Origin of the sequence: Amycolatopsis sp. NPDC058278 (assembly GCF_042881395.1) — a bacterium.
In the GTDB taxonomy this organism is placed as follows: Bacteria; Actinomycetota; Actinomycetes; order Mycobacteriales; family Pseudonocardiaceae; genus Amycolatopsis.
Genome location: NZ_JBHVXZ010000119.1, coordinates 1 through 23,283, shown reverse-complemented (window position 1 = coordinate 23,283; position 23,283 = coordinate 1). Strand labels below are relative to the sequence as shown.

Here is a 23,283-nt window from a genome sequence, read left to right as displayed (position 1 = left end):
AACGGGTCAGCCGTGCGGCACGCCTGTTCCCGGTTCGCCTCCGAGGAAGTCCTGCAGGATTTCGGTGAACCGCGCCGGCTGCTCTTCGGCCACGTAATGGCCGCAATCGTCGAGGACCACTCCGGTGACATCGCCGGCCACCGGCCGCATCGTCTCGGCGACCAGCGCGCCGCTGTACCGCGCACCGCCGACGGCGAGCACCGGCAGCGTCAGCCGGGTCTTTCCGCGCCGCTCGTTCTGCGCGATCGTCTCGTCCAGCGCCCGGTAGTACGCGAAGCTCGCCCGCAGCCCGCGAGGATCCGCGACGATCGCATCGACGTAGACGTCGACGGCATACGCGGGGATCGCGTCCGGAGTGGCGCCCTTGGTGGCGAACTGGTAGCCGAAGAACAGCCGCTCCCGCCCACGGACCAGCTCCTCGTTGAGGTCGGTGAGCCGGTTGAAGCCGAAGTGCCAGAGCCGCTGGTTGACCGCGGCCGGGCTGAAGACCGGCGGGGTCGGCGTGATACCCGGGATGATGGCGTCGACGACGGCGAGCCGCCCCACCCGCTCGGGGTGGTCGGCAGCGAGGGCATACCCGGTCCACATGCCGATGTCGTGGCCGGCCACGTCGAACCGGTCGTGCCCGAGCGCGGCCATCAGCGCGACCAGATCGGCGGCCAGCGTGCCGGCGTCGTAACCGTCGTCGGGCTTGTCGGAGAGCCCGGCCCCGCGCGAGTCGACGGCGACGACGGTGTGCTCGCGGGCGAGCGCGGGCATCACCTCCCGCCAGGCGTACCAGGTCTGGGGCCACCCGCCGACCAGCAGCAGCGGCGGGCCGGCCCCGCCGGTGACCGCGTGCAACCGCAGCCCGTTCACTTCCACGAACCGGCTGGTGAAGACGTCGGCGAACCGGTCGGGCAACCGCAGCGAGCCCAAGCTCGCCGTCCTCATCTTGGAACGATCGGTGCAACTTGTCATGCCGGTGACTTTACGCATGATGGAACGATCGGTGCAAGATGTGTAGGCTGCTGACCATGGCGGGCCGCAAGCAATTCGACGTGGACGAGGCGTTGCGAGGCGCGATGCACGTCTTCTGGCGCTGGGGCTATTCGGAGGCCTCGATCGACCGCCTGACCGAGGGCACGGGCCTGGGCCGGAGCTCGCTCTACGGCACCTTCGGCGACAAGAGCGCCCTCTTCCGCAAAAGCCTCGAGCGGTACGTGCAGACCTACCACCCGCTGTACGAGCACGCGTTGTCCGGCCCGCACCCGGGCCCGAGCGCCGTGGTGGCCGCCTACCTGCGGGTCACCCTGAACCGCATCGCCGACCCGGCGGTCCCGGACGGCTGCCTGCTCACGGTGTCGGCCACGCAGTTCCCCGCCCTCGACGCGGAGGGCCAGGCGATGGTCCGCGCCATGATCGACGGTGTGCGGGCGATGCTGGAGCAGGCGTTGCTGGCGGCGGGGGCCGATGGGCAGGAGGCGGCAGAGCTGGCGTTGTGCACGCTGGCAACGAACAAATCCCTGGCGGTGCTGAGCCGCGCCGGCTTCTCCAACGAAGACCTGGAAACCGTCGCCGCAGCGGCCGCCCGTGTCCCCGGAAAACCGAGCGGCGGATCATCCTCTCGGACGGCCGGCCTCCCCGGGAGGCACAGCTAGAGGGCGAGATCGTCCAAATCGGACTCCAGCCTCGCCCGCCAGGTCCAGCGGCGTTCCGTCGTGTCCGCGTCCTCCGGGACCGGCGGGCCCAGCGGCAGCGCCGGCTCCGTGACCCCGAACGTCACCCGGTACGCCAGGACCGACGCGGCCGTCCGGATCCACGCGTCACCCGATGTGCCGGACGGCGGTGCGACACCCAGCGCGTTCCCGAACCAGGTCGGCAGCAGGACGTTCGAGCCCAGTGCGTCGGTGATCCGGGTGCGCAGCCGCACCTGCAGGTCGTGCCACGCCCGTTCGGCCCGCTCCAGCTGGGGCAGCACCCGCGCCTCGACCGCGTCCGCCTCGCGCAACGCCAGCCGTGCCTTCTCCGCCGCGGCCGAAGCGGCCGGGAGCTCCTCGTCCAGCACCGTCCGGCGCCGCGTCGCCAGCGCGCGCAGCCGTGACTCCGCGTCGCCGCGCGCCCGGGTCGCCCGGTCCGTCGACGCCAAGACCCCGATGACGTCCAGGAGGTCGGCGTCGCACCGGGAAAGTGCCCCGCGCACCGCGTCCAGGTGCGCGATCTCCTCCGCGTACCGGGCCCGCTGCTCCTTGGTGACGAGCTCCTTGTGCAGGTCGTCCCACCGCGCCGCCTCGGCCGCGAGCGCCCGCGTCTCCGCGCCGACGTCGTCCAGGTCGGCCTGCGGCACCCCGTCGGCCACACGCACCGCGCGCTCCAGGACGCGGACCTGCTGCTGCAGCCGTTCCAGCTGCCGGGCGAGCAGGTCGAGCCGGTCCTGCTGCCGGTGCGCGCCGCCGCTTTCGAGCCGCTCGGTCAGGTCGGCGACCTCCTGACCCAAGCGGTCATCGGCGTCGCGGAGCCCGTCGACCGCCGCGAACAGCTCGTCGATGTCGCGACGGGTCACGTCGACCGGCTCGGGGTACTCCGGCGAGAACTCGGGATCGTCGCCGTAGGTCGCGTAGCCGTGGCTCACGGGATCCGGCTTTCCCGCCACAGCAGCGCGACCGTGCCCGCGGCGCCCAGCGCCGCCAGGATCGTGAGGACGACGGCCGCCGGCCACGGGAGCAACGCTCCGGCCAGCGCCAGCGCCGTGACAGTGCCCGCCCACGCCGCCCGCGTCCGCTCGCGGATCACGGCGCCGGCCCGGCGGACCGGCGCGAAGCCGATCCACAGCCCGGCGCCGAACAGCGGCACCAAAACCAGCAGCCACGCCGGCGAAAGCACCTCGAACAGCACCAGCGCCGCGGCGGCCAGCGGCACCAGCACGGGCGCGGCCGCGAACCAGACGACCGCGCGCTGCGTCGCCGCGTGGCGGGACTCGAGCTCGGCGTCGGCGAGGCGCCGCTCGGCCTCGTCGAACGCCAGCTCGGCGTCGAGCAGCCGGTGGGCCGTCGCCACGAGCCCGTCCATCTCCTCGACGTCCGCCGGCGGGGTCGCGAGCCCGTCCCGCAGGTCCTGCTTGAGCCGGGCGACGCGTCCCTCCGCCAGATCGCGGTCGTGCTGGGCCGGTGTCGTCACGCAACCACTTTAGGTGCCACCACCGTCACCACCGGCCAACGCGGCCGGTGAGTCGTCAGAGGTCTCCCAGTGCGGTGACCGGCGACTCCACGCAGTCGGCGACGCACCGCAGGAACCCGCCCGCCGTGCCGCCGTCGCAGACGCGGTGGTCGAAGGCCAGCGTCAGCTCGCAGATCTTCCGCACCGCCAGCGCGCCGTCGACCACCCACGGCCGGTCGATGATCCGGCCGATGCCGAGGATGGCGGCCTCGGGGTGGTTGATGATCGCGGCCGAGCCGTCGACGCCGAAGACGCCGTAGTTGTTCACCGTGAAGGTGCCGCCGGTGAGGTCCGCGGGCGCGAGCTTGCCGTCCCGGGCCGTGCGGGCGCGCTCGCCGATCGCCGCCGACAGGTCCCGGGTGGACAGCTCCCCCGCGTCCCGCACCACCGGCACGACCAGGCCGCGCTCGGTCTGCGCGGCGAACCCGAGGTGGATCTTGTCCAGCAGGACGATTTCGTCGCCTTCGACGCGCGAGTTCAGCTCGGGGTACCGGCGCAGCCCCGCGACGGCGAACCGCGCGATCAGCCCGAGCAGGCTCACCGGCCGGTCGGTCTTGGCGTTCAACGCCGCGCGGGCGGCGACCAGCTCGCTCGCGTCGACGTCCACCCACACCGTCGCCTCGGGAATCTCCCGCCGGGACGTCGTGAGCTTGTCGGCGACGGCCTTGCGCACCCCGGTCAGCGGGATGCGCTTGCCCGTCGCGGCCGGCTTCTTCAGCGCCGCTTCGACGTCCGCGCGGCGGATGATGCCGTCCGCGCCGGTGGCGGTGACCTTCGCGAGGTCGATCCCGTTGTCGGCGGCCAGCTTCCGGACGAACGGCGAGATCACGCCGGGCGCCTTGGCCTGGGGGGCGGGCGCTTCGACGCGGCGGACACGCTTGCGCCGGGTGGTGGGCGCGGTGCCGTAGCCGATGAGGACGTTGCCGCTCCCGGAAGACGGAGCAGACACGGTGACGCCGGGCTCGGCGAACCCGCCGACGCTCAGCAGCGGCGCGCCGACCGGCAGCAGCTGCCCCGGCTCGCCGTGCAGCGCGGACACCACGCCGGCGAAGGGCACCGGCACCTCGACCGCCGCCTTCGCCGTCTCCACCTCGACGACGACCTGGTCGACGTCGACGGTGTCGCCGACCTTGACCCGCCAGTCCACGATCGCCGCCTCGGTCAGGCCTTCGCCGAGGTCCGGCAGCAGGAAGTCAGGCACCGGCCACCACCGGTGTGTCGTCCCACTGCAGGCGCGCGATCGTGTCGAGGATCCGGTCGACGTCGGGCAGCTGGTGGCGCTCGAGCTTCGGTGCCGGGTAGGGGATGTCGAGCCCGGTGACCCGCAGGACGGGCGCGTGGAGCTGGTGGAAGCACTGCTCGGTGACGCGCGCGACGACCTCGGCGCCGTAGCCGCCGAAGCCCGCGGCCTCGTGGACCACCACCGCCCGTCCGGTGCGGCGGACCGAAGCGGTGACGGTCTCGTCGTCGAACGGCGACAGCGAGCGCAGGTCGACGACCTCGACGTCCCAGCCCTCGGCCTTCGCCGCGTCGGCGGTTTCCAGCGCGGTGGCGACCATCGGGCCGTACGCGATGAGCGTGACGTCCTTGCCGTGGCGCCGGACCACGGCCCGGTCCATGGCCGGGCCGGAGCGGGTGAAGGTGACCTCTTCGCTCGACCAGTAGCGGCACTTCGGTTCGAGGAAGACCACCGGGTCCGGCGACTCGATGGCGTCGCGGAGCAGGTCGTAGGCGTCCTGCGCGGTGCCCGGCGTGACGACGCGCAGGCCCGGCGTGTGCGTGTAGTAGGCCTCGCTGGAGTCGCAGTGGTGCTCGACGCCGCCGATACCGCCGGCGTAGGGCACGCGGATGACCATCGGCAGCGAGAGCGCGCCGCGGGTGCGGTTGCGCAGCTTCGCCACGTGCGAGGTGATCTGCTCGAACGCGGGGTAGGCGAAGGCGTCGAACTGCATCTCGACGACCGGCCGGAACCCGCCCATCGCCATCCCGACGGCGAACCCGACGATGCCGGACTCGGCGAGCGGGGTGTCGAAGCAGCGGTCCTCGCCGAAGTCGGCGGTGATGCCGTCGGTGACGCGGAAGACGCCGCCGAGCGTGCCGACGTCCTCGCCGAACACGAGCACGCGGTCGTCGTCCTTGAGGGCGTCCCGCAGGGCCGCGTTGAGGGCCTGCGCCATGGTGGTCGTCATCAGGCCTCCAGTTCGGCTTCGAGTGCCGCCCGCTGCCGCCGCAGCTGGGGGGTGGGTTCGGCGTAGACGTGGTCGAACAATGACAGCGGGTCGAGTTCGGGTTCGGCGTTCATGGTGTCGCGGACGGACCGGGCGAACACCTCGGCGTCCGCCGTGAACCGCTCGATTTCGGTGTCGTGGAGCAGGTTCCGGCTCTTGAGGAACGTTTCGAGCCGCTTGAGCGGGTCCGCTTCGCGCCACTTCGCCACTTCTCCGGCGTCGCGGTAGCGGGTGGCGTCGTCGGCGTTGGTGTGGGCGTCGATGCGGTAGGTGTGGGCCTCGACGAGGACCGGCCCCTTGCCTTCGCGCGCGTGCTTCACCGCGTCGTCGAGGACGGCCAGGACGGCGACGGCGTCGTTGCCGTCGACCTGCTCCGAGCGCATGCCGTAGCCGATGCCCTTGTACGCCAGCGCGGCCGCGGCGCTCTGCTTCTCGAAGGGCACCGAGATGGCGAAGCGGTTGTTCTGCACGAAGAACACGACGGGCGCCTTGAAGACGGCCGCGAAGTTGAGCGCTTCGTGGAAGTCGCCTTCGCTGGTGGCGCCGTCCCCGATGAGCGCGAGCGCGACAGCCTCTTCGCCGCGTCGCTGCATCGCGTGCGCCAGCCCGGCGGCGTGCAGAGTCTGCGTCGCCAGCGGAGTGCACTGAGGCGCAACGCGCGTCTCGACCGGGTTGTAGCCGCAGTGCGCGTCACCGCGAAGGAGCGTCAGCACTTCGCCGGGCTTCAGGCCGCGGGCGACGAGGGCGACGGAGTCGCGGTAGGTCGGGAAGAGCCAGTCCCGGGTTTCGAGGGCGAGCGCCGCGGCGACCTGGCAGGCCTCCTGGCCGGCACTGGACGGGTAGACGGCGAGGCGGCCCTGCTTGGTGAGCGCGGTCGCCTGGACGTCGAACCGGCGGCCCAGGACCATCAGCCGGTAGGCCTCCTTGAGCCGTTCTCCCGCGGGTTCGCCGTACGTGCCGTGCTCGTCGGCCCGGCTCCCGTCTTCGGCGACGAACCGCACGGGGGCAGCGGACGGCAGCAGGGTCTCTACAGCCATGACGCGCACCACCTCTCCCAGACATATGATGCTGAAATGGTCGTTCTCGGCGGTGTTGTGTTCAAGGGTTGGCGGAAATGAGCGACAAACTGCCTTCACAGGGTCCTCCTGGCGCCCAAACGTCCACCGGTGTCCTGGCTCACGGGGGTCTGCCGGGACGAACGGTCCCGGCACTGGACGACGTCGACCGGGCGATGCTGGCGGAGCTATCAGCGGATGGCCGCTTGGCGGTGCGCGCGCTGGCGGAGCGCCTGCACATCTCGCGGACGAACGCGTACGCGCGGCTGGAGCGGTTGATGGCGGAGGGGGTGATCACGGGCTTCGGCGCGCGGATCGACCCGCGCCGGGCGGGCCTGGGCACGTCGGCCTACATCATGGTGACGGTGGAGCAGACGTCCTGGCGCACGATGGCCACGGACCTGCACGAGATCCCGTACGTGGACCACGTGGCCCTGGTGGGCGGCGACTTCGACATCCTGCTGCTGGTCCGGACGCCGGACAACTCGACGCTGCGGGACGTGGTGCTGGAGCGCCTGCAGGCACTGGAGGGCGTGCGGTCGACGCGGACGTGGCTGATCTTCGAGGAACTGCCGGGCTCGGTGCTGAGCTGAGCGGCGCGCTCAGCCGAACGTCCAGACCAGAACCGCCTGCCCCTCCTCGGCGACTCCGCCGGCCGCGCGGTAGGTCGCCTTCGCCGGGGCGTTGTCCCCTTCCGTGACGACCCACATGCCGTAGCACCCGCGCTCGCGAGCCAGTTCCCCCAGCGCCGTCACCAGCGACCGGCCGAGGCCCCGCCCGCGGAAGGCGGCCTCGACACCCAGTTCGTACAGGAACATCTCGGTGCCCTTGTCCGGGTGGGTCATCTCCACGCCGGTCACCATGCCCGCCGGCACCTCGTCCACGTACGCGACCAGCAGGTGGTGGCCCTCGGCGGCGAGGAAGCGCTCGGCGGCGTCCGGCCGCGGGGGATCGTCGAACAGGTGCCCGGCCGCCAGGAGCGGATCGAGCGAGACCACACGGCGGATGTCCATGGGGCAGAACCTTTGCCCGCCAGTGCCCTTGACCGCAACAGCATTACGCGTTAGGCGTGGCCCCGCCACCGAGCGACTCTTAGTTTATGTCGAGAATTAACAGGCCGTCCAAACAATCGAAACCCTTGACTGCCTCCCCGTCACCCGGTGAGGATCGGCCGGTCCGCCGTTCATCGCAGAATGGACCAGCCCCATGGCCAGAAGATCCCGCGCGTGGTCTCGTGCGCGCCGAAGTTCGCTCGTCACGCTGATGAGCCTGAGCCTGCTGGGCGGGATCGCCCAGGCGACGCCGGCCCAAGCCGAAGTGCCACAGCCCGTCATCGGCCAGCCCGCCAAGGACAAGGACGGTTGCGCCAAGATCGAAAAGACCCTGCCGACCCTCGCGGACTGGCCGAAGGTCGACAGCCGGCTCAAGGGCAAGGCCGGCGACGAGCAGCGGATCGCCGAAATCCTCAGCGGCATGACGCTCGAGGAAAAAGTCGGGCAGATGACGCAGCCCGAGATCGCCGCCATCACCCCCGACGAGGTCCGCCAGTACGCCATCGGCTCGGTCCTCAACGGCGGCGGCTCGTGGCCCGGCGCGAACAAGCACGCCACCCAGCAGGACTGGCTGAACCTCGCCGACTCCTACTGGAACGCCTCCAAGACCAGCCGCACGAAGATCCCCGTCATCTGGGGCATCGACGCCGTGCACGGCAACAACAACGTCTACGGCGCCACCGTCTTCCCGCACAACATCGGCCTCGGTGCCGCGCACGACCCGTGCCTGGTCCGCGACGTCGCCGGCGCCACCGCCCGCCAGATCCGCGCCACCGGCCAGGACTGGGCCTTCTCGCCCACCCTCGCCGTCGTCCAGGACGACCGCTGGGGCCGCACCTACGAAGGCTTCTCCGAGGACCCGCGCATCACCCGCGCGTACGGCTTCGAAGCCATCAACGGCCTCCAGGACGGCGCCACCAAGCGCATCGGCTACAACGGCGTGATCGCCACCGCCAAGCACTTCATCGGCGACGGCGGCACGATCAACGGCCAGGACCAGGGCGTCAACCCCTCGTCCGAAGCGGACATGATCAACATCCACGGCCAGGGCTACTACGGCGCGCTCGCCGCCGGCTCGCAGACCGTGATGGTGTCGTTCAACAGCTGGACCAACGCCGACCTCGGCATCAACGAGGGCAAGCTGCACGGCAGCGACAAGGCGCTGAACCAGATCCTCAAGGGCAAGATCGGCTTCGACGGCCTCGTCGTCTCCGACTGGAACGGCATCGGCCAGGTCACCGGCTGCACGAACTCCTCGTGCCCGCAGGCGATCAACGCCGGCATCGACATCGTGATGGTGCCGAACGACTGGAAGGCGTTCATCACCAACACCGTCGCGCAGGTGCAGAGCGGCCAGATCCCGATGGCGCGCATCGACGACGCCGTCACCCGCATCCTGCGCGTCAAGCTGCGTGACGGCCTGTTCGAGTCGCAGAAGCCGTCGGACCGCTCCTACGCCAACTCCGACGAGGCGCTGAAGGACAACTGGCTGGCCCGCGACGCCGTCCGCGAGTCGCAGACGCTGCTGAAGAACAACGGCAACGTGCTGCCGCTCAAGCCGGCGTCGAAGGTCCTGGTCGTCGGCAAGAGCGCCGACAACATCACGAACCAGACCGGCGGCTGGACGCTCAGCTGGCAGGGCACCGGCAACACGAACGCCGACTTCCCCAACGCCACGTCGATCCTGACCGGCATCAAGCAGAACCTCGGCGACGCGAACGTCACCTTCGACGCCACCGGCAGCGTGGACCCGAAGGGCTTCGACGCGGTCATCGCCGTCATCGGCGAGACGCCGTACGCCGAGGGTGTCGGCGACCTGATGCGCAAGTCGCTCGAGGCCTCGAAGCTCTACCCAGAGGACCTGGCCGTGCTGGACAAGGTCAGCGGCAAGGGCACCCCGGTCGTCACCGTGTACGTCGGCGGCCGCCCGCTGTACATGAACAAGGAGATCAACCGCTCCGACGCGTTCGTGGCGGCCTGGCTGCCCGGCACCGAGGGCGGCGGCGTCGCCGACATGCTGGTCAAGGGCAAGGACGGCACCGGCTACCGGGGCACGCTGTCGTACTCGTGGCCGAAGAGCGCGTGCCAGTCGCCGCTCAACCCGTGGTCGCCGGGCTACGACCCGCTGTTCAAGCTCGGCTACGGCCTCAAGACCGGGCAGCGCGTGACGGTCGGGCAGCTGGACGAGACCTCCGGGCCGGCGTCCTGCACCTCGACCGGCGGCGGCGGGACCGCAACCCAGGACCTGTCGATCTTCGACCGCACCGACGTCCCGCCGTACACCAGCCAGATCGGCTCGGCGGAGAACTGGGGCGGCACGGTGATCGGCCCGGACGGCACGGCGGCCCACACCGAGATCAACGTCGTCCCGACGGACGTCAACGTGCAGGGCGACGGCCTGAAGGCGACCTGGACCGGCGCCGGCGCGGCCCAGCTGTACATGCAGAACACGGCGGGCACGAACGACCTGCGCGGCTACCTCAACGCCGACGCGGCCCTGGAGTTCGACACGACCGTGCAGCAGGCACCGGCCAACCGGACGGTGATCAGCATGCACTGCGTGTACCCGTGCTTCTCCGAGGTGAACGCGACGAAGCTGTTCACCGACCTGGCGGGCGGCCCGAAGACGACGGTGAAGATCCCGGTGTCCTGTTTCAACAACGCGCTCGACTTCGAGCACATCAACACCCCGTTCCTGGTCTACACCGACGGCGCGTTCCAGGCGTCGTTCGCGAACGTGCGGTGGGTCCCGAAGGGGGCTCAGGATCCGGACGCGAGATCCTGTTCGAGCTTGACCTGACGGCGACCGGGCCGGGAGCTTCCGCTCCCGGCCCGGTTCGTTTTCATCCGAACCTTCCCCAGGCACGCATGATCTCGTCGACCTGATCCGTCCTCAGGCCACGGACCGCCGGTGGTCCGCCCTCGGCGCCCTCCCCGCCGGGTCTCTTTTCCGCAACGATGGACGAATGACCTCCGAAGCGGCCGCGCTCGCCGACGAACTCCTGGACGTGCTCGGCACCTGGACGCCGCTCGAAGCGACGTTCGCGGGTGTTCCGGGCCACGACGCCGAGTTGCCCGATCCGAGCCCAGCCGGCCATGCCCGGCTGCGGACGCGGGCCGCCGGTGTGCTGGCGCGGGCGCGGGCCTCGGCGGATCCCGACCGTGTGACGCTCGGTGTGGTCACGCAGCAAGCGGAGGCCGTGCTCGCGCGGCTCGACGCGAACGACGTCGAGTTCACCCTCGCCGACCCGCTGTACGCCATCGGGATGAACCACCTCTCCTTCCTGCCGCAGCTCACGCCGTCCGGCGAGCAGGCCGAGGAAGACTTCTTGACGCGGCTCGCCGCGATGCCCGCGTTCTACGAGGCCCTGGCGCTGCGGCACAGTGCCGGCCTCCGCGCCGGGCGGACGCCGGTGGAGCGCATGACGCACCACGCGATCGCGTTCCTCGACCGCTTTCTGGCGCAGGAGAAGCCGTTTCCCCAGCCGCTGACCGGGGACCGCGGCGAGCGTCGCGACCGGCTGGTGACCGAGGTCGTCCGGCCGGCGCTGACGCGCTACCGCGAGTTCCTCGCGAGCGAAGTCGCCGGGCGGGGCCGGCCCGACGACCGGCCGGGCCTCTGCTGGCTCGAAGACGGCGAAGCGCACTACGCGGCCCTGGCGCGGATGCACACGACCACCGGCCACACCCCCGAAGAGCTGCACCGGCTGGGCCTCGACGTCCTCGCCGGGCTCGAGGCCGAGTACGCCGAGCTCGGCGGGCGCGTGTTCGGACTGACCGACCCGGCCGACGTGCGCCGCCGGCTGCGAAGCGACGAAAGCCTCCGCTGGCGCGACGCCGAGGAGATGCTGGAGACCGCGCGTGCCGCCGTCGCCCGGGCGACCGCCGCCGCGCCGGACTGGTTCCCGCGGGTGCCGGACGCCGAGTGCGTCGTCCGGGCGGTGCCGGAAGCCGAAGCACCCGTCGCCGCGGCGGCGTACTACATGCCGCCCGCGCTCGACGGTTCACGCCCGGGCGTCTACTTCACCAACACGCACGAGGTGCGCACGCGCGACCGGTTCATCGCCGAGACCGTGGCCTTCCACGAAGCCGTCCCCGGCCACCACTTCGCGGAGTCGCTGGCGCAGGAACTGACCGGCCTGCACGCGCTGGGCTGGACGCGCGAGCCGTGCGTGGAGTTCCTTCGCACGCACACCGTGCTGAGCGAGGTCGAGGTGCAGTCCGAGACGGACCGGTACATCGAGTCCCCCGGCCAGGCGCTGGCCTACCTGACCGGGCGGCTGGAAATCCTGCGCCTGCGCCGCTTCGCCGAGGAGCGGCTCGGGGAAGCGTTCTCCCTGAAGGACTTCCACGGCGTGGTCCTCGGCGGCGGCCAGCTGCCGCTGAAGGTCCTGGACGAGGTCGTCCGCGCGTGGGTCGATCAGTGCTGCGGGCCGTAGGACTTCTGGCACGGGTAGCCGTCGCCGGTGGCGGACCAGCTCGCGGGAAAGCCGTTCTGCGCCCAGGCCGCGTACGCCTGCGCGTAGGGGTAGCCGCGCGCGTTCAGCCACTGGCACGGCGTCTGGCCGGCCGCGGGCGTGATGGTGATCCACGGCTGGGCGTCGATCCAGCTCGGCTGCGCGTACCACTGGCTCGTGGCGGCCACCCCCTTCGGGGCGACGTACACGGTCTGCGGCGGTGGTACGAAGACGGTTTGCGGCACCGGCGCGGTGACGGTGGGGATGACCGGTGCGGTGACGGTCGCGGTGGACGCGGGAGCCTGGGCCGGGCTGCCGGAAACCGCCCGCGGCAACCCGCACCCGCCGAGGGCGAGCGCGGCGGAAAGGGCGACGGCTGTCCGAAGTGTACGCATGGGTGGCTCATTTCGTCCGGGTCATGTGACTGCCGGTGATGACGCCGCCGGAAACGGTGTAGGTACCGGAGAAGGTGCGGGTGCTGCCGTCGGTCTGGACCGCCGCCAGCACCACCGAGACCGTGCTGCCGCGGACGTCGGTGACGGTCAGCGCGTCCCACGCCGTCGTCGCGAACCCGTTGACGTACCGGGTGTATCCGCCGTCGCCGGCCAGGCGGCTGCCGCCCAGTGCCCACGCGGTGGCGAATTCGTGGCGGTTGAGCGCGTCGTAGTAGGCGACGACCGTGCGCGCCTCCGCGGTTTCCGCGGGCGCCGCGGAAACGGGTGGCTGGACGTAAACCGTCTGCGGCGCGGGAACCGCGACCGTCGCCGTGCTCGTCACCGGCGCCTGCGGGGTCACCGGAACGGCCACCGGCACGCCCACCACCGGCGTTCCGCACGCGGCCGCACCCGCCAGGATCAGGGCGGCCACGGCGATTCTGGTCGCGGTCACGGCCATCACCTTCTTCCGGGTCCGCTCCCTGGGTCGCCCGCCCGGCGGGTTCTGCAACGCATTCCCGGAACCGCGACGCAAGCGTTACCCCGTGGAATTCACCCGTGCCGGCGGCTGATGTCGTAGGCCGTCATCGCGGCGGCCAGGTGGCGGGCGTCGGCCGGGCGAGTCGCGTCGTAGCCGGTGATCAGCTGGACGCGGCCCAGCCGGTAGGTGAGCGTGTTGCGGTGGATGTTCAACGCCGTCGCCGCTTCGCCGCGGTTGTAGCCCGACGTCACGAACGCGCGCAGGGCGTCGATCAGGTGCGGGTGCTCCGCCAGCGGCGACAGCACTCCGGCGAGCGCTTCCCGCGCGGGGCCCGGCTGGGCCAGCTGGTACTCGATCGCCAGATCGGCCAGCCGGTAGAGCCGCGGCGGGCGGTGCAAACCCTCGGCCAGCGCCAGGATTTCCACCGCTTCGGAGTGCGCGGCCGGAATGTCGGCCAGCGTGGGAGCCCGGGACGCGGCCGCGGGGCACGGCCGTCCGCAGACCCGGTCGACCCGCGCCGCCACGGCGTCCACCGCGGACCCCGCCGGCACCAGCAGCACGCCGCCGTCACCCTGGAACGTCACCAGCACGCCCGGTTGACCGTCCAAATCGGACCGGACGGCGCGGAAGAGGTCCGTCGCCGCCCGGGACGCCGACGAGGTGGGCGACGGCAGGTGGAACACGACGACGTCGTAGCTCTCGGCCAGCTCCCGCCGCCGCACCGGGCGGCCGGCCAGCAGGCTGGCGGCGAGGTTCTGCCGGTCCTCCCGGCGCTCCCAGTCGAGGTCGTCGCGCTCCCGGAGGTACGCCTCGGCGACGCGCGGCATCACCTCGCCGAGGAAGTCCAGCATCCGCGCACCGAGCAGGGCACGGTCACCGGCCACCAGCTCCCACGCGACGCCGGCGGCCAGGGGGTAGATCTTCAGCACGGCCTCCAGCGGCAGGCCGTCACGGGCCCGCTCGGCGCCCCACGCGATCGGCAGCGCGAGCTCGTCCTCGGTCGGCCGCCGGTCCTCGGCGACCGTGGTCAGGAACAGCTCGAACACCGCCGTCGCGTTGGCGACCAGGTCGCCCTCCAGCACGCTCGCCGGCAGCAGCCGGTACGCCGGGATCTCGGCGGCGCACCGGGCCATCATCGCGGCGGCGATCTCCCCGGCCCGCGGGAACAGGGCGTCGACGGCATCCACCGCCGTATTGTCACCGTGCACAAACGGCCAGGGCAAGTTTCTGCGCGTTTTGCCAGCAGACAGCCTTGATCGCGAAGCGCATGCTGTGCAGAGCAACCAGACGAAGGGACTCTGCAATGGCGCGGGGAACGAACCGATGGCTGGCCGCGATCGGCCTGGCGAGCACGCTGCTGCTCGGCTCGGCGGTGCCGGCCCAGGCGGCGGCCGGGGGCAACAACGACTTCGCGTGCCGCCCGAGCGCCGCGCACCCGAACCCCGTCGTGCTGCTCCACGGCACCTTCGCCACCTACTACGAGGACCTCAACTTCCTCCAGGCCGACCTGGCCGGCCGCGGCTACTGCACCTTCTCCCTGACCTACGGCGCCTACCCGCAGTTCCCCTTCGCCGGCGGCCTCAAGCCGGTCGCGGAGTCGTCGCTGGAGATCAAGGCGTTCGTCGAAAAGGTCCGCGCGGCCACCGGCGCGGTGAAGGTCGACGTCGTCGGCCACTCCGAAGGCGGGCTGCAGTCGATCTACCTCGCCAAGATGCAGGGCATCCAGAGCGAGCTCGGCAAGGTCGTCGCGATCGCCCCGCCGACGCACGGCGCCAACGCCTCCGGCCTGCTGACACTGGCCTACACGCTGCTGGGCAAGAGCACGTGGGACACCATCGTCAAGACGATCGGCCTGCCGATCTTCGCCGACGAACTGGACGGCGGCGCCGCGATCGTCGCGCTCAACACCGGCCCGGTCGCCCAGCCCGGCATCGGCTACACGATCATCACCTCGCGCTACGACGAGCTGGTGACCCCGACCGAGACGTCGTTCATCCGCGAACCCGGCGTGCGGAACCAGTACGTCCAGGACTTCTGCCCGCTCGACCCGGTCGGCCACATCGGCGAGGCCTACGACCTGAACGTCTGGCACCTGGTCCGCAACGCGCTGGACCCGGCGAACGCCACCCCGATCAAGGTCTGCGCGGTGGGCTCCCCCGGCTGACCGCCGTCGGCCGGGTCAGGCGAGGCCGATCGCGAAGACGTGGAGGTTCGGGTCGGCGGGCAGCGTCACCGAGGCGATCTGCTTCCCGGCCGGGGCGTCGAACGGCGCCGTCGCGTAGACCGACGCCCCGCCGCCCTGGCCGCCCGGCTGGTTGCGGTGGTCCGTGCGCGCCACCAGCGTGTTGCCGAACACCGGGTCCGTGCCGCCGCCCGGGAACACCCAGTCGCCGAACGACAGGTCGGCCTGCCCGGTGCTGCCGTCGGTGAAGGTGACCGTCGCCGTGGCCCGGTGGTCGCCGTTCGAGGCCGTGCCGATGAACGACAGGCGCGTGGCCGGGCCCAGCTTGATCGTCTGGCCGGCCGGGACGACGTTGTCCGGACGTCCCGCGGGCGCCGCGGGCCAGACGAACGACGTGCCGGCTGCCTGGGCCGTCTGGCCGCCGACCAGGCCCGCCGCGGCGAGGGCCTGGCGGGACAGGCTGTTCCCCGCCCCGTCGATGTCGGCCGAGCCGGCGTCGCCGTCGTCGGAGACGCCGACGCCTCCGTACGCCGCGGCCAGCCCGTCCTTCGGCGCGACCAGCACGATCACCGAGCTGGGCACCGTCGTCGCGCCGCCGCGGACGGTCACCGGGACCCGGTAGTAGCCCTCGGGCGTCCCGGCGGCCACCGAAACCGTCAGCTTCGCGGTGCCGCCGCCGGTCCGGTCGTCGAGCCGCAGCTGCCGGGGGCCGGTGACCGTGATCCCGGCCGGGGCCTGCGTGGCCACGTCCAGCACCCGGTCGTGGCCGCCGAGCCGCTGCGCGCTGACCGTGGCCTCGCCGCCGGTGCCCGGTTCGACGACGACCTGGTTGGCCGCCGAGGCCAGGAACGGCTTTTCGTTGTCCCGATAGGACGGTGGGGTGGCCCCGGCCGCCCAGTGCTTGTCCGGAGTGGACGCCAGCGAGAAGTCCAGCCGTCCGCCGTCCCGGGCGGTGCCGGCGGGCAGGGACGTGCGGTCCCAGTCCCGGCCGTTCAGCGCCAGGTCATGGACGTACGGCGTGGCCGCCGACGCCTTGGGCGCGCGGATGTCGATCGTCCGGCCGGTCGGCAGGGAAAGCACGGCGCGTTCGAACAGCGGGCTGTGCACGACCAGGTCCGGCGTGCCCGGCGTGGCCGGGTAGATGCCGAGCGCGGCCCAGACGTACCACGACGACTGCGCGCCGAGGTCGTCGTTGCCCGGCTCGCCGTCCGGGGTGGCGCTGAACAGCGTCGTCGCGATCTCGCGGACGACCTGCTGCGTCTTCCACGGCTGCCCGACGTGGTTGTACAGCCACGGCACGCCGAAGTCGGGCTCGTTGCCGGCCCACATGTACGGCTCGTTCGGCCCGGCGTTCAGCTTCTGGAAGAAGGTGTCCAGCCGGGCCGCCACCGCGACGGGCCCGCCCATCGCCGTCACCAGGCCGGCCGGGTCCTGCGGCACCAGCCACGTGTACTGCGCGGCGTTGCCCTCGTCGAAACCGTCCTGGCCGAACTTGCCGGGCGGCGGCGGCACGTACGCCGGGCCGTCCGGGAAGCGGCCGTCCTGCCCGCGCGGCTGGATGTGACCGGTGAGCGGGTTGAAGATGTTCTGCCAGTTCTGGCCGCGTTTCGTGAACTCGCGGGCGACGTCGCGGTCGCCGATGCCCTGCGCGAACCGCGCGATGGCGAAGTCGTCGATCGCCCATTCCAGGGTGATCGACGCGCCGACCCGGGCGTGGTCGCCGCGCGAAGCGTCGTTGTTCGGCAGGTACCCACGGGCGACGTAATCCGGGATGCCCCGGCGTTCCTGGTACGCACCGGGCGTGTCGTCGACCGAGGTCGCGCCCTTGACCAGGTACTTCAGCGCCGTCTTGACGTCGAAGTCCCGCGCGCCGAACGCGTACAGGTTCGAGATCAGCGCGACCGAGCTGTCACCGGTCATCTGGCCGGTGTAGTCGTTCGCCATCGGCCAGCGCGGCCACCAGCCGCCCTGCACGGCGTCGTTGGTGAGTGACTGCGCCATGTCGCTGGCTTCCTTCGGGAAGAGCATGGCGTGCAGTGGCGCGAGCGAGCGGTAGGTGTCCCAGTCGGAGAAGTTCGCGTACTGGTGCCGCCCCTTCGGCAGGGTGCGGATCCGGTCGTCGAAGCCGACGTAGCGCCCGTCGGCGTCATCGAACGTGTTCGGGTGCATCAGGGAGTGGTACAGCGCGGTGTAGAACGTCTTGAGCTGGGCCGGGTCGCGGCCGGCGACCCGGATCTTGCCCAGCGCCTGCGTCCACTGGTCCCTTGTGGACTTGCGGACGGCACCGAAGTCCCAGCCCGGGACCTCCGCGGCCATGTTGGCCTTCGCGCCGTCGACGCCCACGTAGGACATCGACACCTTGGCGTGCACGGTCCCGGAACCGAACGTCAGGTAGGCACCCGCCTTGGGCGAATCCACGCTGTCGGTATCGGGTTTGACGCTGGAGCCGTCCCAGGTGCCGTGCGCGGTGAACGGCTGGTCGAAGGTGATGGCGTAGTACACCGTGTACTTGTTGGGCTTACCGCAGAAGTTGCCGGTGGTCGCCGAGCCGCTGACCTCGCGGTCACCGGTGATCGTCAAGGTGGCGGCCGAGTTCCCGGCCAGGCTCGCGCCGCCCTTGACCAGCACCTGCGGCGTGGAACCGGCCGGGAAGGTGAACGCGGCGAGCCCGGTGCGGGTCGTGGCGGTCAGCTCCGCCCGCACCTTCGAGTCGGCGAGCGTCACGGCGTAGTAGCCCGGCTCGGCCTGCTCGTCGTCGTGGGTGAAGCGCTCGACGCGGTTCCACGGCGCCGCCCCGACGTCGCCGGTGACCGGCAGGATCGGCACGTCGCCGAACGCGTTGCAGCCGACCGAGGCGTGGTCGAGGCTGAACCCCCGGATCTGGTCGCTGTGGTACTGGTAGCCGGCGTACGCGCCCTGCGTGTCCGGCGAGAACTGCATCATCCCGAACGGCGCCGCCGGCCCGGGGAAGTTGTTGATCTCGCCGACCGAGCTGCCGCCGCGGCCGGTCCCGATCAGGGGGTCGACGTACGCGGCCGGGTCGCCGACCAGCGGTGATGACATCGTTGTCGGAGCCGCCGAAGAGACCGCGGGCGCCCCGATGACCGCCGTCGCGACCACCGCCGCCATGAACCTGAACCGCACCGGTGCCTCCCAGGCTGGACCGTCCCCTGTCATTGGACCTTTCCGCGCGCCGTGACCGCGGTCAACACTTTGACAAAGACCTGGCTCGTGCGCCGAGGTGTGAAGATCCGGTCAGGATCGGGTGGCCACCGCGTCAGGACGCCTACCCTCGACGCCGTGTGCGCACGTGTACTGGTCGCGGAGGACGACGAGAAGCAGGCCGAGGTCCTCCGGCTCTACCTCGAAAGCGAAGGCCACACCGTGGTGCTGGCCGCGGACGGCCGGGCGGCGCTCGACGAGGCCCGGCGCGACCGCCCCGACCTGCTGGTCCTCGACGTGATGATGCCGAAGGTCGACGGCCTCGACGTCTGCCGGATCCTGCGGCAGGAGTCCGACGTCGCGGTCCTGATGCTCACCGCCCGCGCCACCGAGGACGACCTGCTGCTCGGCCTCGACCTCGGCGCCGACGACTACCTGACCAAGCCGTACAGCCCGCGCGAGCTGATGGCCCGGGTCCGGACGCTGCTGCGGCGGACCGCCGGGCGCCGCGAGCCGCCCGACACCGCGTTGCGCGCGGGCCGGCTGCGGCTCGACCCGGTGCGGCACGAGGTGTCGGTCGGCGGCCGCCCGGTGGAGACGACGCCGGGCGAGTTCCAGCTGCTCGAGACGCTGATCCGGCAGCCGGGCCGGGTGTTCACCCGCCGGCAGCTGCTCGAACTGACCCGCGGCGACGACCGGTTCGTCAGCACCCGGATCATCGACGTCCACGTGCTCAACCTGCGGAAGAAGATCGAGCCGGACCCGCAGAAGCCCGTCCACCTGCGGACCGTCTTCGGGGTCGGCTACAAGCTGACGGCGGAAGATGACACCTAGCCCGAGGCGCTCTTCTCAGCCGAGGGCGCGTCAGCACAGCTTCCCGAGGCGGCGCAGCCTGGTCGTCCGGCTCACCGCCGTCTCCCTGCTCATCGCGCTCGCCTCCATCGCGGCGACCGCGTGGCTGGCCGTGCAGACCACCACCCGCGCGATCCAGCAGGAGCAGGGCCAGGCCCTCTCCGGCGACGCGACGATCTACACCGAGCTGCTCGGCTTCGCCGCGGTGAACCACACGTGGGACCAGGTCGGCCCCCGGCTGCGGGCGCTGTCGGAACAGACCGGCCGCCGGGTCGTGCTGACCACCCTCGACCGGCGCGTCCTCGGCGACTCCGGCGGCGCGCCGGTCACCCTGCCGGTCAAGGCGACCGCGTCGGTCGACCCCCTGCACGTCGACCCGGTGCTGCTGCCCGAGGCCGGCACGAGCGGCATCGACCCGCGCGCCGCCGGCCCGTTCAAGCTGCCCCCGCCCGAACGCGAGGAACTCGCCGCGGTGGCCAGGAAGGCCACCGCCTGCCTCGCCCAGTTCGGCCTGCCCGGTCAGGTGCGCGACTCGCCGAGCGGGCGGCCGCAGCTCACCGGGCTCGACCCGCTCTCCGTCCGCTACTACGCGGGCAAGTGCGGGCTCTTCGAGCTGGCCGTCCCCACCCCGACCGAGCAGGCCGCGCTGACGGGCCTGAACGACGCCGTCAACCGCTGCCTGCAGAACCAGGGCGGCGGAGAGGTGAAGCTCGGCCTCGACCTGGAGGTCCTCGACGTCCCCGATCAGCGGCCGGTCCAGGACTGCCTCGACTCGGCGCGCCGCGAGCAGCTCGCGCCGTACGTCGCCCCGCCCGCGTTGCTGTTCACGCTCGGCCCCGGCGGGTCGCCGCTGCCGACGTTCACGCTGTCGCGGGAGAACCTCACCCGGATCCTGGCGGTGACCGGTGGCGTGCTGGTGCTGGCCGTCGCGCTGACCGCGCTCGTCGCGCGGCGGCTGTCGCGCCCGCTGCGGGCGCTGACCGAGGCCGCGCAGCAGGACCGGCCGGCCCCGGTGAAGTCCCGCGACGAGGTCGGGTACCTCGCCGCCGCGTTCAACGACCTCACGGCGCGGCGCGAGCGCATCGAGGAGCAGCGCAAGGCGATGGTCAGCGACATCGCCCACGAGCTGCGCAACCCGCTCAACGTCATCCGCGGCCGGCTGGAGGCCGCCGAAGACGGGCACCTCCCGTTCGACCGGGCGCTGAGCGCGTCGCTGCTCGAGGAGACCGTGCTGCTGCAGCACATCGTCGACGACCTGCAGGACCTCGCCGCGGCCGACGCCGGGCAGCTGCGCCTGTACCCCGAGCCCCTCGACGCGGCGGAGCTGGCCGGCCACGTCGCCGCAGCGCACGCCGACCGGGCCGTCGCCGGCGGTGTCACGCTCACCGTCGAAGCGCTCGGCGAAGCCACGTTGCCGGCCGACCCGGTCCGGCTCCGGCAGGTCGTCGGCAACCTGGTGACGAACGCGATCCGGCACACGCCGCCCGGCGGCCGGGTGACGATCCGGGTGTCGTCCACTGTGGACGAAGTGACGCTCGCGGTGGCGGATACCGGCTCCGGCATCGCCGCCGAGGACCTGCCGCACGTGTTCGACCGGTTCTGGCGGGCCGAGAAGTCCCGCAGCCGCCAGACCGGTGGCAGCGGGCTCGGTCTCGCCATCGTCCGCCACCTCGTGGCGGCGCACGGCGGCACGGTGACTGTCGAGTCCGAAGTGGACACCGGATCGACGTTCACCGTCCGGCTGCCGAAGACTGCTCCGGCCGGTGAGGACGCCGGCGCGGAAGACGAGCCGCCACCTCAGCCCTGACAGCCGTCAGCGAGAGTGCGACCGGACCGGGAGGATCGGCTACAGGGGCAGGCCGGCGTAGTTTTCGGCCAGTTCGGTCTTCGCGGCCGTCGACGTCACCGTGCGGTGGAGCTGGGCGAGCTGGAGCTGGGCGTCGAAGTCGTCGCCGTGGCGGTGCAGCATCGACGTCATCCACCACGAGAAGTGCGTGCAGCGCCAGACTCGCCGCAACGCCGTCTCCGAGTACGCGTCCACGAGGCGCTCGTCGCCACGGAACGACGCCGTCAGGGCCCGCGCCAGCAGGGCGACGTCCGCCACCGCCAGGTTCAGCCCCTTCGCCCCCGTCGGCGGCACGATGTGCGCCGCATCCCCGGCCAGGTAGAGGTTCCCGTGGCGCATCGGGGTCGTCACGAAGCTCCGCATCGGGAGGACGCTCTTCTCCGTGATCGTCCCGGTCTCCAGCGTCCAGCCCGGCACCCCGAGCCGTTCGGACAGCGCCGTCCAGATCCGGTCGTCGCTCCACTGCGCGATGTCCTCGTCCGGCGTCACCTGCAGGTAGAACCGGCTCACCCGCGGCGAACGCATGCTGTGCATCGCGAACCCGTCCGGGTGCCAGGCGTAGATCAGCTCGTCCGTCGACGGCGCGACGTCGGCCAGCACGCCCAGCCACGCGAACGGGTACGCCCGCTCCCAGACCTGCGGTTCCGGAACGGACGCCCGGCTCGGCCCGTGGAAGCCGTCGCAGCCGACCACGACGTCCGCGTCGATCCGCCGCGCGACACCGGAATCGTCCACAAAGGTCACCGACGGCGTGCCGGTGACGTCGTGCAGGGTGACGTCGGCGGCCGAGTAGTACGCCGGGCGGCCCGCCTTTTCCCGCGCCGCCATCAGGTCCTTGGTCACCTCGGTCTGCCCGTAGACCGTCACCGACCGTCCGATGAGGCCGGTGAAGTCGACGTGGTGCCGGTGCTCCGGCCACTGCAGGTGGATGCCGCGGTGCTCCATGCCCTCGACGTCGAGCCGGGCGCCGAGGCCGACGTCCCGCAGGAGTTCCACCGTCCCCGCCTCGAGGATGCCGGCGCGGATGCGCGCCTGGACGTACTCCGCGGTCTGCCGTTCGAGCAGCACCGAGTCGATGCCTTCGAGACCGAGCAGGTGGGACAGCAGCAGCCCGGCCGGGCCGGCGCCGACGATGACGACTTGGGTGCGCACTGGAGCACGTCCTTTCCCGCGACAGAATCCCGAGCATGGCTCGGCGGCACCGCCCGCCACCAGTGCATTCTCATTCAGTGAGAGGAATTTCCCATCGCCCGCGAGATGCCGCGCGCCGCGGCCCGCAGCGCCGGGATCTGCGTGCGCGCGTTCCGGTCGTTGGGCACGATCACCGACAGCGCCGCGACCACCTCGCCGGACGGCCCGCGCAGCGGCACGGCGATCCCCGTCGTCTCTTCGTCGATGAACCCGGCGCAGAACGCGTAGCCGTTCCGCCGGACGTCGGCGAGGAACCGGCGCAGCCGCACCGGCTCGGTCAGCGTCGTGCGGCGAAAGGCTTCCAGCGGGCCCGCCAGCACTTGTTCCTGCAGTTCAGAGGGCGCGTGGGCGAGCAGCACCAGCCCGGACGACGACGCGTGCAGCGGCAGCCGCCCGGCCACCCGGGTCACGTTGACGATCGCGCCGGGCGCCGAGAGCCGCTCGACGAACAGCACCTCGCGGTCCTCGAGGACCGCGAGCTGGGTGTGGTGCCCGACGACGGCGTGCAGGTCCTCCATGAACGGCATCGCCGCTTCGCGCAGCCCGAGCGTCGGCGAGGCGCGGGACGCCAGCTCCCACAGCCGGACACCCACGCGGATCTTCCGGTCGGGGTCACGCCGCAGCCAGCCGTGCCCGACCAGCTCTTCGACCAGCCGCGACGCCGTCGCGACGTGCAGGTTCGCGCCCCGCGCGATGTCGGTGACGCGCAGCGCCGGCGTGTCCGGCCCGAACGTCTCGAAGATGCGGACGACGCGCGAGAGCACGGACTCGCCCTCCGGCGGCTTCACCACTTGAGCAGTGTGCCCCACCGGAGCGGCGGGGCACACCGCCGACGGTCACGGCAGGGCGTTCAGGAACGGCTCGTGGCTGTTCTGGAACTCCCAGCCGTAGTACCTGTCCCAGTTGATCGACCACGTCATCAGCCCGCGGAAGCCGGGCGAGGTCCCGCCGCGCAGCGTGTACGAGCCGCAGCCACTGGCGCGGGCGCGGGCGCGGGCGCGGGCGCGGGCCGAGGTTAGCCGGGAGCCCCCGAAGGTGAACCGCGCGAAGCCAGCCCCACGGACCAGGCCCCCGAGCACACCCCCCTGCCGAACCGATACGCAGCCGCATCAGCGGCCGGCACGCCGGGTCAAGGCACGCTTTCCCGC

Annotated in this window: 21 protein-coding genes; 7 read left to right on the top strand and 14 right to left on the bottom strand. The window is 71.9% G+C overall.

Going from position 1 to position 23,283, the window contains the following annotated elements; translation table 11 throughout:
* Positions 1-6: 6 nt before the first annotated feature.
* Positions 7-933 (bottom strand): alpha/beta fold hydrolase, encoded by a 927-nt coding sequence (locus ACFVYA_RS39945; protein ID WP_387052498.1) that lies wholly within the window; start codon positions 931-933, stop codon positions 7-9.
* An 83-nt stretch (positions 934-1,016) separates the two neighbouring features.
* Here ACFVYA_RS39945 and ACFVYA_RS39940 point away from each other — a divergent pair, with 83 nt between their 5' ends.
* On the top strand, positions 1,017-1,640 hold the full coding sequence (locus tag ACFVYA_RS39940) for a TetR/AcrR family transcriptional regulator (protein ID WP_387052496.1): 624 nt from the start codon (positions 1,017-1,019) through the stop codon (positions 1,638-1,640).
* On the opposite strand, the gene ACFVYA_RS39935 is transcribed toward ACFVYA_RS39940, so the two are convergent.
* Genes ACFVYA_RS39935 through pdhA form a run of 5 tightly spaced genes read right to left on the bottom strand, consistent with a single transcriptional unit; the run spans position 1,637 to position 6,460 of the window.
* Positions 1,637-2,611, bottom strand: coding sequence for a hypothetical protein (locus ACFVYA_RS39935; RefSeq protein ID WP_387052494.1), 975 nt, complete (start codon positions 2,609-2,611; stop codon positions 1,637-1,639). The two genes, ACFVYA_RS39940 and ACFVYA_RS39935, sit on opposite strands and share 4 nt — an antisense overlap.
* Positions 2,608-3,156, bottom strand: a complete 549-nt coding sequence (locus tag ACFVYA_RS39930) for a hypothetical protein (RefSeq protein WP_387052492.1) — start codon at positions 3,154-3,156, stop codon at positions 2,608-2,610. The genes ACFVYA_RS39935 and ACFVYA_RS39930 overlap by 4 nt, the downstream gene beginning before the upstream one ends.
* 55 nt (positions 3,157-3,211) lie before the next feature.
* Positions 3,212-4,396, bottom strand: coding sequence for a dihydrolipoamide acetyltransferase family protein (locus ACFVYA_RS39925; protein WP_387052490.1), 1,185 nt, complete (start codon positions 4,394-4,396; stop codon positions 3,212-3,214).
* The gene (locus tag ACFVYA_RS39920; RefSeq protein ID WP_103338373.1) at positions 4,389-5,384 is read right to left on the bottom strand and encodes an alpha-ketoacid dehydrogenase subunit beta; all 996 of its coding nucleotides are present in this window, start codon (positions 5,382-5,384) and stop codon (positions 4,389-4,391) included. The genes ACFVYA_RS39925 and ACFVYA_RS39920 overlap by 8 nt, the downstream gene beginning before the upstream one ends.
* Positions 5,384-6,460: a pyruvate dehydrogenase (acetyl-transferring) E1 component subunit alpha gene (gene pdhA, locus ACFVYA_RS39915; protein ID WP_387052488.1), complete on the bottom strand. Its 1,077-nt coding sequence runs from the start codon at positions 6,458-6,460 to the stop codon at positions 5,384-5,386. The genes ACFVYA_RS39920 and pdhA overlap by 1 nt, the downstream gene beginning before the upstream one ends.
* 134 nt (positions 6,461-6,594) lie before the next feature.
* On the opposite strand from pdhA, the gene ACFVYA_RS39910 reads away from it, so the two are divergent.
* Positions 6,595-7,071: an Lrp/AsnC family transcriptional regulator gene (locus ACFVYA_RS39910; protein ID WP_026468482.1), complete on the top strand. Its 477-nt coding sequence runs from the start codon at positions 6,595-6,597 to the stop codon at positions 7,069-7,071.
* Between the two features lie 9 nt (positions 7,072-7,080).
* Here the strand turns inward: ACFVYA_RS39910 and ACFVYA_RS39905 are convergent, their stop codons facing one another.
* A complete protein-coding gene (locus ACFVYA_RS39905; protein WP_387052486.1) occupies positions 7,081-7,491 on the bottom strand; it encodes a GNAT family N-acetyltransferase in 411 nt (136 codons plus the stop codon).
* A 250-nt stretch (positions 7,492-7,741) separates the two neighbouring features.
* Here ACFVYA_RS39905 and ACFVYA_RS39900 point away from each other — a divergent pair, with 250 nt between their 5' ends.
* Both ACFVYA_RS39900 and ACFVYA_RS39895 read left to right on the top strand, forming a co-directional pair.
* Positions 7,742-10,330, top strand: a complete 2,589-nt coding sequence (locus ACFVYA_RS39900) for an exo 1,3/1,4-beta-D-glucan glucohydrolase (protein ID WP_387052514.1) — start codon at positions 7,742-7,744, stop codon at positions 10,328-10,330.
* Between the two features lie 166 nt (positions 10,331-10,496).
* Positions 10,497-11,969 (top strand): DUF885 domain-containing protein, encoded by a 1,473-nt coding sequence (locus tag ACFVYA_RS39895; protein ID WP_387052484.1) that lies wholly within the window; start codon positions 10,497-10,499, stop codon positions 11,967-11,969.
* On the opposite strand, the gene ACFVYA_RS39890 is transcribed toward ACFVYA_RS39895, so the two are convergent.
* The 3 genes from ACFVYA_RS39890 to ACFVYA_RS39880 form a co-directional block, all read right to left on the bottom strand.
* Entirely contained in the window at positions 11,951-12,382 is a 432-nt protein-coding gene (locus tag ACFVYA_RS39890; protein WP_387052482.1) for a hypothetical protein, read from the bottom strand. The genes ACFVYA_RS39895 and ACFVYA_RS39890 overlap by 19 nt on opposite strands.
* Before the next feature lie 7 nt (positions 12,383-12,389).
* On the bottom strand, positions 12,390-12,881 hold the full coding sequence (locus ACFVYA_RS39885) for a hypothetical protein (RefSeq protein WP_387052480.1): 492 nt from the start codon (positions 12,879-12,881) through the stop codon (positions 12,390-12,392).
* Positions 12,882-12,973: 92 nt separating this feature from the next.
* Positions 12,974-14,089: a PucR family transcriptional regulator gene (locus tag ACFVYA_RS39880; protein WP_387052478.1), complete on the bottom strand. Its 1,116-nt coding sequence runs from the start codon at positions 14,087-14,089 to the stop codon at positions 12,974-12,976.
* A 116-nt stretch (positions 14,090-14,205) separates the two neighbouring features.
* On the opposite strand from ACFVYA_RS39880, the gene ACFVYA_RS39875 reads away from it, so the two are divergent.
* Positions 14,206-15,066: an esterase/lipase family protein gene (locus ACFVYA_RS39875; protein ID WP_387052476.1), complete on the top strand. Its 861-nt coding sequence runs from the start codon at positions 14,206-14,208 to the stop codon at positions 15,064-15,066.
* A gap of 15 nt (positions 15,067-15,081) precedes the next feature.
* Here the strand turns inward: ACFVYA_RS39875 and ACFVYA_RS39870 are convergent, their stop codons facing one another.
* A complete protein-coding gene (locus ACFVYA_RS39870) occupies positions 15,082-18,228 on the bottom strand; it encodes a GH92 family glycosyl hydrolase (RefSeq protein ID WP_387052474.1) in 3,147 nt (1,048 codons plus the stop codon).
* Between the two features lie 156 nt (positions 18,229-18,384).
* Here ACFVYA_RS39870 and ACFVYA_RS39865 point away from each other — a divergent pair, with 156 nt between their 5' ends.
* Positions 18,385-19,080 (top strand): response regulator transcription factor, encoded by a 696-nt coding sequence (locus tag ACFVYA_RS39865; protein ID WP_387052472.1) that lies wholly within the window; start codon positions 18,385-18,387, stop codon positions 19,078-19,080.
* A complete protein-coding gene (locus ACFVYA_RS39860; protein WP_387052470.1) occupies positions 19,070-20,905 on the top strand; it encodes a sensor histidine kinase in 1,836 nt (611 codons plus the stop codon). The genes ACFVYA_RS39865 and ACFVYA_RS39860 overlap by 11 nt, the downstream gene beginning before the upstream one ends.
* A gap of 39 nt (positions 20,906-20,944) precedes the next feature.
* Here ACFVYA_RS39860 and ACFVYA_RS39855 read toward each other — a convergent pair whose 3' ends face one another.
* The 3 genes from ACFVYA_RS39855 to ACFVYA_RS39845 all read right to left on the bottom strand — a co-directional run bounded on the left by ACFVYA_RS39855 (position 20,945) and on the right by ACFVYA_RS39845 (position 23,214).
* Positions 20,945-22,096 carry a 4-hydroxybenzoate 3-monooxygenase gene (locus tag ACFVYA_RS39855; RefSeq protein WP_387052468.1) on the bottom strand — a complete coding sequence of 384 codons (1,152 nt, stop codon included), beginning with the start codon at positions 22,094-22,096 and terminating at the stop codon, positions 20,945-20,947.
* A 74-nt stretch (positions 22,097-22,170) separates the two neighbouring features.
* Positions 22,171-22,923 (bottom strand): IclR family transcriptional regulator, encoded by a 753-nt coding sequence (locus ACFVYA_RS39850; RefSeq protein WP_387052512.1) that lies wholly within the window; start codon positions 22,921-22,923, stop codon positions 22,171-22,173.
* 48 nt (positions 22,924-22,971) lie between these two features.
* Positions 22,972-23,214: a hypothetical protein gene (locus ACFVYA_RS39845; protein ID WP_387052466.1), complete on the bottom strand. Its 243-nt coding sequence runs from the start codon at positions 23,212-23,214 to the stop codon at positions 22,972-22,974.
* Positions 23,215-23,283: the final 69 nt, after the last annotated feature.